Below are 15,560 nucleotides of genomic sequence, written 5' to 3'. Positions count from 1 at the left end.
CTTCCCTTAGCTGCGGACGGCCTTCACGGCCGCGGCCGCTTCGGCCTCGGTGGGGCGGTTGCCGATGAGGAGATCGACGATCTCGCTCGTGGCGTCGATCGCGGCGCTGTCGACTTCGGCGAGGGCGCGCGCCTTCACCTCGGCCACGTGCTTCTCGGCCGCGGCGGTGCGCTCGGCCATCCGCTCCTCGACCTCGCCACGCTCTTCCGCAAGCTGCTGGTTGATGCGGTCGCGCGTGTCGCCCGCGATCTGGTTGGCCTTCGCACGGGCCTGGGCGAGCTCGGCCTCGTAGGTCGCGATGACCTCGTCGGTCTCCTCCTTCAGTCGTGCCGCGGTGTCGAGATCGCTCGCTATGCGGTCGCGGCGGTTCTCGATGGCCGTCGCGATGCGCGGAAGCGCCGCGCGCGACATGATGAGGTAGAGGACGACGAAGCAGAGCGCGAGCCAGAACAGCTGCGACGCGTAGGTCTCCGTCGCCAGCTGGGGCATGCCGGAATCTTGATGGTCTTCGGCGACCCCGACCTCCTCGTGGAGCTCCTCGGTGAGCTCGAGGTCGAGCTCTTGGGCCACGCTCGGGCTCGTCAGTCCTTCGTCCGCCTGAGCGACGACGAAACGCGCCATTTCGATGCTCTTCATGTTGTCGCCCGCTTCCTCAAGAAAGCGGGCGCGCTCTTATGTCCTTCGGGTGCCGGGCGCCGTCTTAGACGACGAAGAGCAGCATCAGGGCCACCACGAGGCCGAAGAGGCCCGTCGCCTCGGCGAGAGCGAAGCCGAGCAGCAGGTTCGGGAACTGGGCCGGCGCGGCCGACGGGTTGCGCAGGGCGGCCGAGAGGTAGTTGCCGAAGATCTGGCCGATGCCGAGGCCGGCGCCGGCGAGAGCCACGCAGGCGAGGCCCGCACCGATGAACTTAGCTGCGTCTGCTTCCATGGTCAGTCTCCTTCGAAGGGAAGTTGCTTGGTGTTTGCGCGGAAGTCGGGTGAAGCGCCGGCGCTGCCTCAGTGCAGGTGCAGCGCGTCGTTGAGATAGATGCAGGCGAGGATCGCGAAGACGTAGGCCTGCAGGAACGCGACGAGGAACTCGAGGCCCGTGAAGGCGACCATCGCCAGGAGCGGCAGCCAGCCGCCGAGGACGCCCATCATCACGACGAAGCCCGCGAAGACCTTCAGCATCGTGTGGCCGGCGAGCATATTGGCGAAAAGTCGCACCGACAGGCTGATCGGCCGCGTCAGGTAGGAGATGAGCTCGATCACCACGAGCAGCGGCAGAAGCACCGCCGGCGCGCCGTGCGGCACGATCAGGCGGAAATAGCCGAGGCCGTGCTTCATGAAGCCGATCGCCGTCACGCCGATGAAGACGGCGAGGGCGAGGGCGAAGGTGATGATGATGTGGCTCGTGATCGTGAACGCGTAGGGGATCATCCCCAGCATGTTCGCGAACAGGATGAACATGAAGAGCGAGAAGATGAAGGGGAAGTACTTCATCCCTTCCGTGCCGGCGTTCTCGCGCACCATGTTCGCGACGAACTCGTAGGAGAGCTCCGCCAGCGACTGCATGCGGCCCGGCACCAGCGACCGGGAGCCGACGGAAGCGAGCGTGAACAGGCTGATCAGGACGACCGCCAGCACCATGAAGAGCGAGGAGTTCGTGAAGGAGACGTCGAGCCCGCCGATATGGAGCGGCACGATGGGCTGGACGACGAACTGGTGCATCGGGTCGAGGACGACCCCGGTCTCGGCAGATGGCGTTGCCACGCTTAAGAGCTCCTCAAACCTCGTCCCGCGACGACGGGCTGTCGCCGGCGGTGCGTTCTGTCCTCTGTCGCTCCGACACGGCCGCGTTCATGCGGCGCGCGGAGCGAAAAACGTTTGTCATCCCGCCCGCTATTCCCAATCCGAGGAACAGAAGGAAGAAGATCGGCTTCGTGCCCAGCCACCAGTCCAGGCCCCACCCGATCGCGCCGCCGACGCCGACGCCCGCGACAAGCTCGACGGCGAGACGCATCGCGATCCCAAAAGCGCCGTCGGTGCGCTCTGAGGCGGCGGGCGGCGCGTTGCGCTCTCGCGCCCCTGCCAGACCCGCGCCGAGCGCGCGACGGCGCGTCTCGAGATCGACGGCTTCGGATGGAGATGGACCTTGATCCGGACCGTTGCGGCCTGCGTCGGACATCGTCTCACTTCCGTCGTGGGACGGTTCGCTCACATGCTCTTGCGGTCCGGAGCGAGCCGCCCCGAAAACCGCGCGAACCATAGTTGCGGCTCCCGAGAGTGTCAAGAACGCTCGACCTCGGTGTAAGTGGCGGAAACTTATCACGTTTTGAGAATTTGGTGTGCCACCCGCCGAGGGGCGCCATCACGGCGCCGCACGCGCGCGGAAGGCGTTGGCAGGGGCGGCCGCCACCCCCACAGCACGGCCACCACACCTCTTGCCACGAGCTCCCGACTCGCCGAAACGTCTTCCCATGAGCAAGCTCCCCCATTTGCGCCACGAGCGCCGCCACCTGAAGGACGGTTCGCGGTTCGTCGCGGGCGTGGACGAGGCGGGCAGGGGGCCGCTGGCCGGCCCCGTGGTCGCCGCCGCCGTGATCCTCGACCTCGATCGCGTGCCGAAGGGGCTTGCCGATTCCAAGCTCCTGCCGTTGGCGGAGCGCGAGCGGCTCTTCGCCGAGATCATGGCGAAGGCGTGCGTGTCGGTCGCCGCGGCCTCGGCCGCAGAGATCGACCGGCTGAACATCCGTGGCGCGACGCTGAAGGCGATGGGGCGGGCGATCGCGGGGCTGTGCCAGAAGCCGTGCAGCGTTCTCGTCGACGGCAAGGACCTGCCCCGCATCGTGTGCCGGGGCGAGGCGGTCATCGACGGCGATGCCCTGTCGAAGTCGATCGCCGCCGCCTCGATCGTCGCGAAGGTCGCGCGCGACAGGATGATGGCGCGCATGGCACGGGTGCATCCGGGCTACGGCTTCGAGACGAACAAGGGCTACTCGACGCGGGAGCACCTCGCGGCGCTCGACCGCCTGGGGCCGACGCCGATGCACCGCCGCTCCTTCCGGCCTATCTCGCAGCTGACTCTCGAGCTCGAGGTCGCCTGACGCGGCTCGCGGGCTTAACCCCCTGTTTACCCTAACGATTAAGCCGGCCTTTACGCTGAATCCCGACAATCCTGTGCATCGGTTGCGTACAGGTAGAATTGAGTGATGCCAGTCAGCGTAGCGAGCCGGTCCCCGCGGGCCGGCTCGACCCCCTCCCTTCCGCTCGACGAGATCCTCGTGGGGGACTGCATTCCCCTGCTGCAGTCTTTGCCTGCGGGCTCGGTCGACGCGGTCTTCGCCGACCCGCCCTACAACCTCCAGCTCGCGGGCAACCTCCATCGCCCGGACCAGAGCCTCGTCGACGCCGTCGACGACGATTGGGACAGGTTCGAGAGCTTCGGGGCCTACGACGCCTTCACCCGGGCGTGGCTTCTCGCCTGCCGGCGCGTCCTGAAGAAGGACGGCACGCTCTGGGTCATCGGCTCCTACCACAACATCTTCCGCGTCGGCGCGATCCTGCAGGACCTCGGCTTCTGGATCCTCAACGACATCGTCTGGCGCAAGACGAACCCGATGCCGAACTTCCGCGGCCGGCGCTTCACGAACGCCCACGAGACGATGATCTGGGCCTCGCGCGACCCCGACGCCCGCTACACCTTCAACTACGACGCCATGAAGGCGATGAACGACGGCGTGCAGATGCGCTCGGACTGGACGCTGCCGATCTGCACGGGGGGCGAGCGCCTGAAGGACGAGGGCGGCCAGAAGCTCCACCCGACGCAGAAGCCGGAGGCGCTGATCGCCCGCGTGCTCCTGTCGTCGACGAAGTCCGGCGACGTCGTGCTCGACCCCTTCTTCGGATCCGGCACGACCGGAGCCGTCGCGCGCAAGCTCGGCCGGCATTTCATCGGGGTCGAGCGGGATCGCGGCTACGTGGCCGCCGCGCAGGCGCGGATCGATGCGGCGCAGCCCGCCGCGCCGGAAGCACTGGTGACGACCGCCGGCAAGCGCGCCGAGCCGCGCGTCGCCTTCTCCGCGCTGATCGAGCGCGGCCTGATCGAGCCCGGCGCCCGGCTCACCTGCTCGAAGCGCCGCCACGCGGCGACGGTCCGGGTCGACGGCACGCTCCATTCCTCGGCCGGCACCGGCTCGATCCACAAGGTCGGCGCGACCGTCCAGGGCGCGGAGGCGTGCAACGGCTGGACCTTCTGGCACGTCGAGCGCGAGGGGCGGCTCGAGCCTATCGACGCGCTCAGGCAGATCGTCAGGAGCGAGATGGCCGCGGTCGCCTGACGGACCTCACTTCGGCCGCTTCCTCAGCCGCTTCGCCGCCGCGGGCCCGTGCAGGGCGGCGAGCGCATGGGCGGCGGGCTTCATGAGCGCGGTCGGCAGGCCCGCTTCCTTCAGTTCGTCGAGTGTCGCCCAGCGGGCGCCCGCCGGGGCCTCGGCCGCGACCCCCGTGGCCGCGAAGACCGTCATCTGAAGCGTGAAATGGGTGAAGCCGTGCTCGACCGTGCCGGCGAGCCTCGCCCAGTCGGCCGGAAACGGCGCGTGGACGAGCGCCTCGGCCGGATCGGTGTCGCTGGTCAACTCGCTCGACCACGGCCCCTCCGTGCCGCCGAGCAGGCCCTTCGGCGGGCGGCGCGCGAGGAGCACCGACCCGTCCGGCGCCTCCGCCCAGAACACCGCCGCCCGCTTCACCGGCCGCTCGGCTTTCGGCGCCTTGCGAGGCAGCGTCTCGACAACGCCCGCGGCCCGCCCCTGGCAGGGCTCCATCCACGGGCAGAGCGCGCAGGCGGGCTTCCTCGGCGTGCAGATCGTCGCGCCGAGATCCATCAGGGCTTGCGCGAAATCGCCCGGCCGGTCCTCCGGCACGAGAGCTTCGGTCCGGGCGCGGATCTCGGGCTTGCCCTGCGGCATCGGCGTCTCGACCCGGAAGACGCGCGACATCACGCGCTCGACATTGCCGTCGACGGCCGCAGCCCGGCGGTCGAAGGCGATCGCGGCGATCGCTCCGGCCGTGTAGGGGCCGATGCCCGGCAGTGCCCGAAGGCCCTGCTCGGTATCGGGGAAGCGTCCGTCAAACTCTTCCGCGACGACCTTTGCGCAGGCATGGAGGTTCCGTGCCCGGGCATAGTAGCCCAGGCCCGCCCAGGCGCTCATCACCTCCTCCGTCGGGGCGGCGGCGAGATCCTCGACGGAAGGCCAGCGCCGGATGAAGTCGACGAAGTACCCCGCGACGGCGGCGACCGTCGTCTGCTGCAGCATGATCTCGCTCAGCCACACGCGGTAGGGGGCGGGCCGTTCCCCCGCCGGGGCGCGCCAGGGAAGGCTGCGGCGGTGGCGATCGTACCAGGCGAGGAGATCGGCGGCGGAAGGGGCGGTCACGAAGTTGCCGTTTCGTTGGTCGAGGGTCATGGTTGGATGATTCGGAGGGGAGCGGGCGCCGGTTCACGTCGCCCGGCGCACGGCGGAGAGCCCATGCATAAAGATGCACCTGCCTCGCGCAAGCGCCAGCCGAACGGGCCCGCGCGTCTCGACCGGCTCGCCGACCCTCTGCTGAAGCCGATCGTGGCGAAGGCGGGCTTCGGCTCTGCCGCGATCCTCATGCATTGGCGCGACATCGTCGGGCCGGAGCTGGCCGAGCGCAGCCGACCCGAGAAGATCACGTGGCCGCGCCAGAACGAGGAGGCGCCGCGACCCGCGACGCTCGTGGTGCGGGCCGAAGGTGGCGACGCTCTCGAGATCCAGCACATGACGCGGCAGATCGTCGACCGGGTGAACGCCTTTCTCGGCTGGCCGGCCGTCGCGAAGGTGAAGGTCCGGCAGGCTCCTGTGGGCGAGAGGTCCCGTGCCCACAAGGTCGAGCCGAGGCTGGAGGGGGCATCGGGCGGCGCCGAAACGCCCGACCTGTCGCAAATCGCCGACCCCGAGCTACGCGAGGCGCTGGCGCGCCTCGCCCGGCAGGTGCGGCCGGACACGAGCGCTTGATCGGGCGGCCAAGGGGCTTGCCAGCACCGGCATCCGCCGCTTTCTTGCCTCGAAAGGCGGGCATTGCGTGCCCAAATATCGCAGACGACGGTAACGAGGAAGAAGCATATGTCGCTCACCCGCAGGGAAATGATCTCGAAGCTCGCCGCGGGCACCGCGCTCGGCCTGGGCACGCTCGGTCTCGGTCTCGGCTGGCTCGCGGGCCCGGCCGGCGCACAGGAGGCGCGCACCGTCTCGATGGACGACGTGATGGCCGCGGGCGTCGAGGACGAGCACACGCTCGGCGACCCCAACGCGCCGGTGACGATCGTGGAATATGCCTCGATGACCTGCTCGCACTGCGCCCAGTTCGACAAGGAGACCTTCCCGAAGCTCAAGGAGCAGTATATCGATACGGGGCAGGTCTATTTCATCTTCCGCGAGTTCCCGCTCGATCCGGTCGCGACGGCGGCCTTCATGCTGGCGCGCTGCATCGAGGACAAGGACAAGTACTTCCCCTTCGTCGACGCACTGTTCCAGACGCAGCAGGCCTGGGCTTTCGGGGGCGATCCCGAGTCCGGCCTCTTCAGGATGGCGCAGCAGGTCGGTTTCACGCGCGAGAAGTTCGAGGCGTGCCTGACGAATCAGGAGATACTCGACACGATCAACGTCGTGAAGAGCCGAGGAATCGAGGAGTTCGATGTCCGCTCGACGCCGACCTTCATCATCAACGGCGAGGTCGTGGCGGGGGCGCTTCCCTTCGAGCAGTTCGAGGAGCGCCTGCGGAAGCACCTCCCGTCCTGAGACGGCTGACGTCGCGCGCCGCCTCCCCATGAGGGGCGGCGCATGAAGTTCACGCGGCTGAGGCTCTCTGGCTTCAAGACCTTCCTCGACGCCTCCGAGGTCGTCATCGAGGCCGGGCTCACGGGCATCGTGGGCCCGAATGGCTGCGGCAAGTCGAACCTCGTCGAATCGCTGCGCTGGGTGATGGGCGAAAGCTCCTACAAGTCCATGCGCGGCTCGGGCATGGACGACGTGATCTTCTCGGGCGGCGGGTCGAGGCCGGCCCGCAACTCCGCCGAAGTCTCGCTCACGATCGACAATTCCGACAGGCGGGCACCGGCCCAGTTCAACGCCGCCGAGACGATCGAGGTCGTCCGCCGCATCGAGCGGGAGGCGGGCTCCGTCTACCGCGTGAACGGGAAGGAGGTGCGGGCGCGCGACGTGCAACTCCTCTTCGCCGACGCCTCGACCGGCGCCCATTCCACCGCGATGGTGCGGCAGGGCCAGATCGCGGAGATCATCGCGGCGAAGCCGCAGTCACGGCGCCGCGTCCTGGAGGAGGCGGCCGGGATCTCGGGCCTCCACTCGCGCCGTCACGAGGCTGAGCTGCGGCTGCGCGGAGCGGAGCAGAACCTCGATCGGCTCGAGGACGTCGTCTCTCAGCTCTCCGCGCAGATCGAGGCGCTCTCTCGCCAGGCGAGGCAGGCCGCCCGCTACCGCAAGCTCTCCGCCGACATCCGGCGACACGAGACGGTCCTCTGGTACCTGAAGCGCAAGCAGGCGCTCGCCCAGCTGCAGGGTAAGCTCGCGGAAGTGCGCGCCGCTCACCTGGCCGTGGCCGACCTTTCGAAGGAGGCGGCCGCCGCGGCGACGACGCGCGCCCGGGCCGCGGCCGACCTGCCGAAGCTCAGGCAGCTCGAGGCCGATCGTGCCGCAGCCCTGCGACATCTCACCGTGACACGCGACGAATTCGACAGGGAGCGCGAGCGGCTGGTCGCCCGCTCGCGGGAGCTGCAGGAGCGGCTTTCGCAGACCGAGGCAGACCTGCAGCGAGAGGAGCATGCCGCCGCTTCCACCAAGCACACGATCGAAGCGCTCGATGCCGAAGCGGTGCAGCTGAAGGCGGCTGGCGAGGCGGCCGAGGCGGGGCGGCCTGCCCTGGACGAGGCGCTGGGCGTCGCGCAGGCGGAGCTCTCGGATGTCGAGGCCACGCTCGCCGAGGCGACGCGGGCCGCAGCCGACCTCGCGGCGCGGCGGAAGCACCTGCTCGCCGCTGTGCACGACCGCCAGAACGGGGTTTCCCGGCTCGAGCGGCAGGCCGCTGATGTCGCGCGCGAGCTCGAGAGGCTGCGGGCGTCGGTCGCCGAAGCCGACCTCGATCGGCTGGAGTCGGCCTCTCGAAAGGCGGCGGAGGCGCAGGAGGAGGCGGAGGCTGCCGCCTCGGAGGCCGACGCGGCGGCCGCAGACGCGAGGCGCGCCGAAGGCGAGGCACGCGGCCCGGTGCAGGCGGCCGAACAGGAGCTCGGCTCGCTGCGGACGGAGCGCGACACGATCGCGCGCATCCTCGCCTCCGAATGGGGTGGCGCGTCTGCCTCGGTCCTCGACGAGATCCGGGTCGAGAAGGGCTACGAGGCGGCGCTCGGCGCGGCCTTCGGCGAGGATCTCGACCGCTCGGCCGACGAGGCCGATGCGATCCATTGGCGCGAGCTCGGACCGCACGAGGGCGATCCGCCCCTGCCGGACGGTGTCACACCGCTCTCCGACCACGTCGAGGCGCCTCGCGTTCTGGCACGACGGCTGGCGATGACGGGGATCGTGGACGCGGATCGGGGGGCGGCGCTTCAGCCGCGCCTCGCGGCGGGCCAATGCCTCGTCAGCCGGGCCGGCGATTTGTGGCGGTGGGACGGCTTCACGGCCGGGGCGGATGCCCCGACCGCGGCAGCCCGGAGGCTGCAGCAGAAGAACCGGATCGCCGAGCTCGACCTGGCGATGGCGGTAGCCGATCGCAGGCTCGGCGCGGCGCGCGAGGCTCTGAAGGCGGCTCAGGACGAACTTCGGTCGCGCGAAAAGACGGCCGCCGACGCGCGATCGGGCGTGAAGCCGGCGCAGCAGACGGCGCGCCAGGCGGCGGCCGCTCATGGCGAGGCGATCAGGCGCATGAGCCAGGTGACGGCCAGGCTCGACGTCCTGGCCGAGCAGCAGGTCTCGCTCGGCGAGGACCTGAAGGCTGCGAGGGAGGCGCACGCGCAGGCCGCCGCCGATCTCGAGGCGCTACCGCCCGACGCGGGCGAGGAGGCCCGGCTCGATACGCTGCGGCGCGACGTGGCGGCGGCGCGGGGCAGGGTGACGGACGCGCGCGGCGCCCTCGATGCGCACGCCCGCGACGCACAGGCGCGCGCATCGCGGGCCCAGGCGATCGCGACGGAGCGCGCCCGCTGGCAGGAGCGCGCGGCACAGTCGGGCGAGCATGCCGGAACGCTGAGACGGCGTCGCGAGGAGATCGGGCGGGAGTTCGACGATCTCTCTGGCAAGCCCGACGAGCTCCGCCGGCAACGCGAGAAGGTGGCTGAGGAGATCGAAAAGGCCGAGACCGAGCGTCGGAAAGCCGCCGACGCCCTCGCGGCCGGAGAGAGCAGTGTTTCCGAGGCCGACAGGGTGGCGCACGAGGCGGAAGCCTCGCTCTCCAAGGCCCGAGAGGTGCTCGCCCGCGAGGAGGCGACGGTCGAGGGTCTGCGTGATCGCCTGAGCGATCTCGACCGGGCGGCCGAGGATCAGCTCGGCATGCCGCTCGCAGCCGCTCTCAGGCGCGCGGGGGTGTCGGAGGACGAGCCATTGCCGGATACCTCGGCGGTGGAGGCGGAGCTCGATCGCGGCCGGCGCGAGCGCGCGCGGCTCGGCAGCGTGAACCTCCGGGCCGAGGAAGAGATGCAGGAGGTGAGGTCCCGGCACGACGGTCTCGTCGCCGAGCGCGAGGATCTCCTTCAGGCGATCGCGAAGCTGCGCGCGGCGATCCAGAGCCTCAACAGGGAGGGGCGCGAGCGGCTGCTCGCGTCGTTCGAGGTGGTCAACGGTCACTTCCAGGCCCTGTTCACCCGCCTGTTCGGCGGCGGTGACGCCGAGCTGCAGCTGACGGAGTCCGACGATCCGCTCGAAGCCGGGCTTGAGATCGTGGCGCGCCCGCCGGGCAAGCGGCCGCAGGTCCTGACGCTCCTCTCGGGCGGCGAGCAGGCGCTGACCGCCATGGCCCTCATCTTCGCGGTTTTCCTCACGAATCCGGCGCCGATCTGCGTGCTCGACGAGGTGGACGCGCCGCTCGACGACGCCAACGTGGAGCGCTTCTGCGACCTGATGGAAGAGATGGCGCGGCAGACCGAGACGCGCTTCCTCATCATCACCCACAACCCCATCACGATGGCGCGCATGAACCGCCTGTTCGGCGTGACGATGGCCGAGCGCGGCATCAGCCAGCTCGTCTCGGTCGACATAGACGAGGCGCAGGCCATGCGCGAGGCGAGCTGACGCCTTCGGTGGCGAGCCGCTGGGCAGCTCGCATCTTATTGGTGCACGAATGATCGACGGACGCGCCATCGAGACGATGGGCTTTCCCGATTCTTCCCGCTAGTCTCGCCTCCAGACCGGCTGTAGCGGCACCCGTCCGCGGTCACGCCGGCCAATGTGTATGAGGGGAGACGTTGATGATCAGAACAACACTGGTGGCGTTCGGCGCGATGCTCGCGCTCGGTGCCGTGTCGGCATCGGCCGACGTGATGCAGGACGTGAAGAACCGCGGCAAGCTCGTCGTCGGCGTGAAGGCCGACTACAAGCCCTTCGGCTTCCGCGATCCTTCGGGCGCCGTCGTCGGCATCGAGCCCGACCTCGCCGCCGACGTGGCGGAGCGGCTGGGCGTCGAGCTCGAGCTTGTGCCGGTCATCTCGGCGAACCGCATCGAGTTCCTGCAGCAGGGCAAGATCGACCTTCTGATCGCCACCATGTCCGACAAGCCGGAGCGCCGCGCGGTCGTGCAGGCGATCGACCCGCCCTACTACTCCGACTCCGTCAACATCCTCGCTGCCAAGAAGGCGAACCTGACGAGCTGGGAGGACCTGAACGGCGCGCCGCTCTGCGCCACGACGGGCGCCTGGTACGACAAGGATGTCGCCCAGCAGTACGTCGCCCAGATCGTCGCGTTCGACGGCTCCGAGAAGCCGCTCTTCGCGCTCCAGCAGGGCCAGTGCGTAGGCTATCTCTACGACCAGACCTTCATCCAGGGCAAACTCCTCGAGGATCAGTGGAAGGCCGACTTCGCGATGCCGCTCGAGGGCGTGATGGAGGCGCCGTGGATCATCGCCGTCGCCCAGGGCGAGGACGAGATGAAGACCTTCATGGAAGAGACCACGATGGAGTGGATGAAGGACGGCACCATCATCGAGCTCGAGGAGAAGTGGGGCATCGAGCCGACTGCCTACTCGAAGCGCATGCACGAGGAGCACAAGGGCAGCTGAGGCCCTCGGGATCATGAAGCCGGACGAGGGGGCGTTCGCTCCCTCGTCTCGTGTTCGCGCCTGAGGGGAGGAGGCATGGCGGTTGTCGCCGACTGGTTCCGGTGGCTCTACGAGGCCACGGGATTCAACTTCACGATCTTCTACGACCCGTACGACGCCCGGCAGATGCTCGGCGGCTTCCTGATGACGGTGCAACTGAGCGTCATCTCGATCCTCCTGAGCCTGGTCATCGGCATTCTGGGCGCCTGGCTGCAAGGCTCGAACCTGAGACTGGTGCGCGGGCTGGTCGGCGGGTTCATCACCGTCTTCCGCAACACTCCGCCGCTCGTGCAGATCTTCTTCTTCTATTTCGGCATCGGAACCCTGCTTCCGGGCACCGAGAATCAATGGGGCATGCGGCAGCCCATGCTGTCGAACGTGCAATGGGCGATCATCTCGCTGTCGCTCTTCGCGGGCGCGTTCAACGTCGAGATCTTCCGATCCGGCATCGAGGCGGTGCCGCGCACGACGGTCGAGGCGGCCGAAGCCCTGGGGTACACGCGCCTCGGCACCTATCGTCACGTCGTGCTGCCGCTCGCCCTGCGCGTCTGCCTGCCGGCGCTCAACAACAATCTCGTCAACCTCCTGAAGACGACGACGCTGGCCTATGCCATCGCCGTGCCGGAGATGCTCTACGTCGCCAAACAGATCTGGGGGAGCTCGCAGAACGTGCTGGAGATGATGCTCTTCCTGCTTTTCGCCTATGTGGGGCTCGTCGGGATTCTCGTCTTCATCATGCATCGCTGGGAACGGGCGATGCGCATTCCGGGATATGGCCGATGAATCCCGCGAAGACGCTTCCTGTCCTCCTGTCGCCGCGCGTGGAGCGGCTTCATCCGCCGTTTCCCGTCTTCCGCCTGCGTGCCTGGCACGGCCTCGCCGTCGCGGCGATCGTCGTCGTCGCCAGCGGCGCCGCGGTCGCTCAGGGCGGGCCGACGCAGCTTTCGCCGATCGGCGTCATCATGAAGTGGATGCCGCTCCTCCTGAGCGGCTTCGTCTTCAACATCGCGATCTCGCTGATGGCGATGACGCTCGGGACCGTGGTCGGGTTGGCGCTCGGTCTGATGGCGGTCAGCGAGACGATGCCGGTCCGGAAGGTCTCGTGGGCGGTGACCCAGTTCTTCCGCAACTCGCCCTGGCTCGTGCTCCTGTTCTTCGCGATGTTCCTCGTGCCCTACGAGTTCAGGCTGCTCGGCGTCACGGTGCCGTTCCCGGACTGGATCAAGGCCGTGATCGGCTTCTCCCTTCCGGTCATGGCGAACGTCTCGGAGATCGTGCGTGGGGCGATCCGTTCCATTCCCGACGGGCAGTGGGAATCGGCGGAGGCGCTGGCCTTCTCCAGGCGCCAGACGATGTGGATGATCATCCTGCCGCAATGCCTGCGCCGCATGCTGCCGCCGTGGATGAACCTCTATTCGCTCGTCACGATGGCCACCGTGCTCGCATCGGTGGTGGGTGTCTCGGAAATGCTGACGCTGACGTCGCAGGTCCACGCCGCGGAGGGCGGTCGGCCGGAGCTCCTCGCGCCGCTCTACGGCTTCGCGCTCCTCTGCTTCTTCGTCTATTGCTACCCGATCGACCGCCTCACGCGGCGGCTCGAGCACAGATTTCAGGTCAGGCTCTGATGGCTCCAGCGGAACAGCCGGCGTGGACGCCGGACCAGCCGATCGTTCGTCTGCGCGACGTGCGCAAGTCCTTCGGCAGTCTCGAGGTCCTGAAGGGGATCACGATGGACGTCGCCAAGGGCGAGGCGATCTGCATCATCGGGCCCTCGGGCTCGGGCAAGTCGACCCTCATCCGGTGCATCAACGCGCTCGTCGCGATCGACGAGGGGTCGATCCTCGTCGAGGGGCAGGAGGTCAACGATCCCAAGCTCGACAAGCTTGCCCTGCGGCGAAAGGTCGGGATGGTCTTCCAGCAGTACAACCTCTTCCCGCACAAGACGGCGCTGCAGAACGTCATGATGGCGCCGGTGCATGTGCTGAAGCAGGACAGGCGCGAGGTCGAGGATCGCGCCCGCGCGCTGATGCGGAAGGTGCGCCTGGAAGGCAAGGAAGATGCCTATCCCGGCGAGCTCTCCGGTGGGCAGCAGCAGCGCGTGGCGATTGCCCGTTCGCTGGCGATGCGTCCGGACATCATGCTGTTCGACGAGGTGACGGCCGCGCTCGACCCCGAGACGGTCAAGGAAGTGCTCCAAACCATCCGCCAGCTCGTCGAGGACGGGCTCACCTGTCTCATCGTCACGCACGAGATGGGCTTTGCGCGCGAGGTCGCCGATCACGTCTACTTCACCGACCGCGGCGTGATCGTCGAGCATGGTCCGCCCCGCGACATCCTCTCCAACCCGCGCGAAGAGCGGACGAAGGCTTTCCTCGAGCAGGTGCTTTAGGGGCCCTCCCGAGGAACCGGATCGGATCGGTGCGACTTCTTCTGCCGAATGCGCCCGCTCCGGCGCTCGGAAGAGGAAGATTACGATGAAGCATGTCCTGTACGCCGCCTCCCTCGCCGTCCTGCTCGCGGCTGCCCCCGCCTACGCCCAGGAAGCGGGCGAGCCCACGCCGGGAACCGTGATCGAGGGCGAGGGCGCCGCTGCGGACGCCATGGGATCTGAGAACACCGGTGCGGTCGAGGGCGAGCCCGGCGTGGCGTCGGCCGCCGAAGAAGGTGCACCCGAGTGCGGCGACCCCGGCGAGACCGAGGCAAATCTCGACTGCGTCGAGCAGGAAGACGTGACGAGCGGCTCGAACTGAGTTCGGTCTCGTAGGGGAGCGATGGCCCGCCGTATCCGCGGCGGGCCATCGAAGTGCCTGACTGATCGAGCGGTGAGAACCTGAGGCCGTTCACTCCTGAAGCTCCGTCGGGCCATCGTCTGGTCGCTCTCGGCTCCTCGCTCGCGTCCGCCACCGTACGGTGGGCCGGGTATCAGGCGATCGACTCCTCTAGATGGAACATGCGCGACCGAGGAGGGTTGGCTTTGGCAGCCTTCGGTGCAGGCTCCTCCCGGACCAGCCCAAACCGGGGAGATACGGGGGAGAGGCCGGGATCTGGATCTGGCCAGACACGACAGGAGCTTCCGCGGAATTCGGCCACGTCCGGGAGCTATATGTCGGGTCGGACGCAGAAGGGGCGACGGTGGCCGACTAGACTCGTGTTCCCCGGTTAGGCGGCTGCCGAGAGGGCGGTCGTCGGACAGTTTCCGCAGGTGCGTTCCGGGTCACCACCCAGGGGAATGATCATGACGCAAACCGGCTTCTTCTCTCCTCACGCGGGACTGGCGCATTCCACGTCCGCGCAGCCGTCAAGGCGTGCGGACGGAAACCTCCTCATCCAAAGCCTGCCGGAAGATATACGGGCAGCTCTCCGCCCCACGCTTCGCACGCGGAGTTTTCAGCCGGGCCAGATATTGCGGGAGGCGGAGAGGCCTCTGGCGTCCGTCCTGTTCGTCGAGAGCGGGCTCATTGCGTTGCTCGGCACAGACGGGCACGAGGCGCAGGTCGAGGTCGCGACGGTGGGGAACGAGGGGCTGATCGGCGTCTCGAATGTCCTGGGGCGCCCGTCGGCGGAACACGCGGCACAGGCATTGTCCTCGTGTACCGTCCGCGCGATCGACGCCCCCGTTTTCGGCACCCTGCTCAACGAGAATCCGCGATTTCGACTGGCGATGATGGCCTATGCCCACCAGCGCATGGAGCAGCTCATCCGCCTTTCGGTCTGCAACGCGCGCCACAGGCTCGAGCAACGGCTCGCGCGGTGGATCCTGGCCGCAGCCGCGCGGTTGGGGCCGGAGAAGATCGTGATCACGCACCGCGACCTCGCGCGGCTTCTCGGTGTCCGCCGCGCCAGCGTGACCGAGGCGATGCATCTGCTGGAGGGCCATGGCGCCATCCGCTCGCATCGCGGCTTCCTCACCCTGCGTGACGAGGAGAAGCTCGCGAGCCTCTCCTGCGGGTGTCACGTCGTGGCAGCCGGCAGCCGCCACCCCCTCTGAAGGGCTTCCCGCCCCGCCGGCGCCGACTGGTATGTGCGGGCGATTGCCTAATTCATGAGCAATCGGCTGCCCGCCTTCGGCTCTACGCCCAGTGTCCCGCCCCCGGTCCCAGCCCGTTGTTTCAGCTCTGCCGGCGGCCATTCGGTGTTGGCACCGTTACTGCATTCCCACTTCCCCATCGGACTTAACGTCCGCCGCGTGGCGATGCGCCTGCATTGGCGTCGCCATCAAGCAAACGAACGATGGGGGACA

At 68.5% G+C, this 15,560-nt stretch carries 16 protein-coding genes; 11 read left to right on the top strand and 5 right to left on the bottom strand.

The features are described 5' to 3' along the window. Window positions 1-6: 6 nt before the first annotated feature. The 4 genes from N177_RS05310 to N177_RS20925 all read right to left on the bottom strand — a co-directional run bounded on the left by N177_RS05310 (window position 7) and on the right by N177_RS20925 (window position 2,167). On the bottom strand, window positions 7-636 hold the full coding sequence (locus N177_RS05310) for a F0F1 ATP synthase subunit B (RefSeq protein WP_023431227.1): 630 nt from the start codon (window positions 634-636) through the stop codon (window positions 7-9). Window positions 637-700: 64 nt separating this feature from the next. Beyond that, a complete protein-coding gene (locus N177_RS05305) occupies window positions 701-928 on the bottom strand; it encodes a F0F1 ATP synthase subunit C (protein WP_023431226.1) in 228 nt (75 codons plus the stop codon). 68 nt (window positions 929-996) lie between these two features. Then, window positions 997-1,752, bottom strand: a complete 756-nt coding sequence (locus N177_RS05300) for a F0F1 ATP synthase subunit A (RefSeq protein ID WP_023431225.1) — start codon at window positions 1,750-1,752, stop codon at window positions 997-999. A 13-nt stretch (window positions 1,753-1,765) separates the two neighbouring features. Continuing rightward, on the bottom strand, window positions 1,766-2,167 hold the full coding sequence (locus tag N177_RS20925) for an AtpZ/AtpI family protein (RefSeq protein WP_160170911.1): 402 nt from the start codon (window positions 2,165-2,167) through the stop codon (window positions 1,766-1,768). Between the two features lie 292 nt (window positions 2,168-2,459). Here N177_RS20925 and N177_RS05290 point away from each other — a divergent pair, with 292 nt between their 5' ends. Both N177_RS05290 and N177_RS05285 read left to right on the top strand, forming a co-directional pair. Continuing rightward, window positions 2,460-3,086: a ribonuclease HII gene (locus N177_RS05290; RefSeq protein ID WP_023431222.1), complete on the top strand. Its 627-nt coding sequence runs from the start codon at window positions 2,460-2,462 to the stop codon at window positions 3,084-3,086. A gap of 105 nt (window positions 3,087-3,191) precedes the next feature. After that, the gene (locus N177_RS05285) at window positions 3,192-4,319 is read left to right on the top strand and encodes a site-specific DNA-methyltransferase (protein WP_040485188.1); all 1,128 of its coding nucleotides are present in this window, start codon (window positions 3,192-3,194) and stop codon (window positions 4,317-4,319) included. A gap of 6 nt (window positions 4,320-4,325) precedes the next feature. Here the strand turns inward: N177_RS05285 and mutY are convergent, their stop codons facing one another. After that, a complete protein-coding gene (gene mutY / locus N177_RS05280) occupies window positions 4,326-5,444 on the bottom strand; it encodes an A/G-specific adenine glycosylase (protein WP_023431220.1) in 1,119 nt (372 codons plus the stop codon). 63 nt (window positions 5,445-5,507) lie between these two features. Between mutY and N177_RS05275 the strand changes: the two genes are divergently transcribed. The 9 genes from N177_RS05275 to N177_RS05235 all read left to right on the top strand — a co-directional run bounded on the left by N177_RS05275 (window position 5,508) and on the right by N177_RS05235 (window position 15,308). After that, complete coding sequence (locus N177_RS05275; RefSeq protein ID WP_023431219.1) at window positions 5,508-6,017, top strand: DUF721 domain-containing protein; 510 nt, start codon at window positions 5,508-5,510, stop codon at window positions 6,015-6,017. Window positions 6,018-6,125: 108 nt separating this feature from the next. Next, complete coding sequence (locus tag N177_RS05270) at window positions 6,126-6,800, top strand: DsbA family protein (protein ID WP_023431218.1); 675 nt, start codon at window positions 6,126-6,128, stop codon at window positions 6,798-6,800. A 42-nt stretch (window positions 6,801-6,842) separates the two neighbouring features. After that, window positions 6,843-10,298: a chromosome segregation SMC family protein gene (locus N177_RS05265; protein ID WP_023431217.1), complete on the top strand. Its 3,456-nt coding sequence runs from the start codon at window positions 6,843-6,845 to the stop codon at window positions 10,296-10,298. Window positions 10,299-10,474: 176 nt separating this feature from the next. Then, on the top strand, window positions 10,475-11,281 hold the full coding sequence (locus tag N177_RS05260; protein WP_023431215.1) for a transporter substrate-binding domain-containing protein: 807 nt from the start codon (window positions 10,475-10,477) through the stop codon (window positions 11,279-11,281). A gap of 75 nt (window positions 11,282-11,356) precedes the next feature. Then, window positions 11,357-12,103 carry an amino acid ABC transporter permease gene (locus N177_RS05255; RefSeq protein ID WP_023431214.1) on the top strand — a complete coding sequence of 249 codons (747 nt, stop codon included), beginning with the start codon at window positions 11,357-11,359 and terminating at the stop codon, window positions 12,101-12,103. Then, window positions 12,100-12,945 (top strand): amino acid ABC transporter permease, encoded by an 846-nt coding sequence (locus N177_RS05250; RefSeq protein WP_023431213.1) that lies wholly within the window; start codon window positions 12,100-12,102, stop codon window positions 12,943-12,945. Before N177_RS05255 ends, N177_RS05250 begins: the two co-directional genes overlap by 4 nt. Further along, entirely contained in the window at window positions 12,945-13,709 is a 765-nt protein-coding gene (locus tag N177_RS05245) for an amino acid ABC transporter ATP-binding protein (protein WP_023431212.1), read from the top strand. The genes N177_RS05250 and N177_RS05245 overlap by 1 nt, the downstream gene beginning before the upstream one ends. Before the next feature lie 85 nt (window positions 13,710-13,794). Then, on the top strand, window positions 13,795-14,070 hold the full coding sequence (locus tag N177_RS21305) for a hypothetical protein (protein ID WP_023431211.1): 276 nt from the start codon (window positions 13,795-13,797) through the stop codon (window positions 14,068-14,070). A gap of 479 nt (window positions 14,071-14,549) precedes the next feature. After that, window positions 14,550-15,308 carry a helix-turn-helix domain-containing protein gene (locus N177_RS05235; protein WP_081718379.1) on the top strand — a complete coding sequence of 253 codons (759 nt, stop codon included), beginning with the start codon at window positions 14,550-14,552 and terminating at the stop codon, window positions 15,306-15,308. Window positions 15,309-15,560: the final 252 nt, after the last annotated feature.

The sequence above is a fragment of the Lutibaculum baratangense AMV1 genome (genome assembly GCF_000496075.1).
GTDB lineage: Bacteria > Pseudomonadota > Alphaproteobacteria > Rhizobiales > Tepidamorphaceae > Lutibaculum > Lutibaculum baratangense.
The sequence above is the reverse complement of the archived record's forward strand: the minus strand, read 5'-3'. Positions and strand labels throughout refer to the sequence as shown.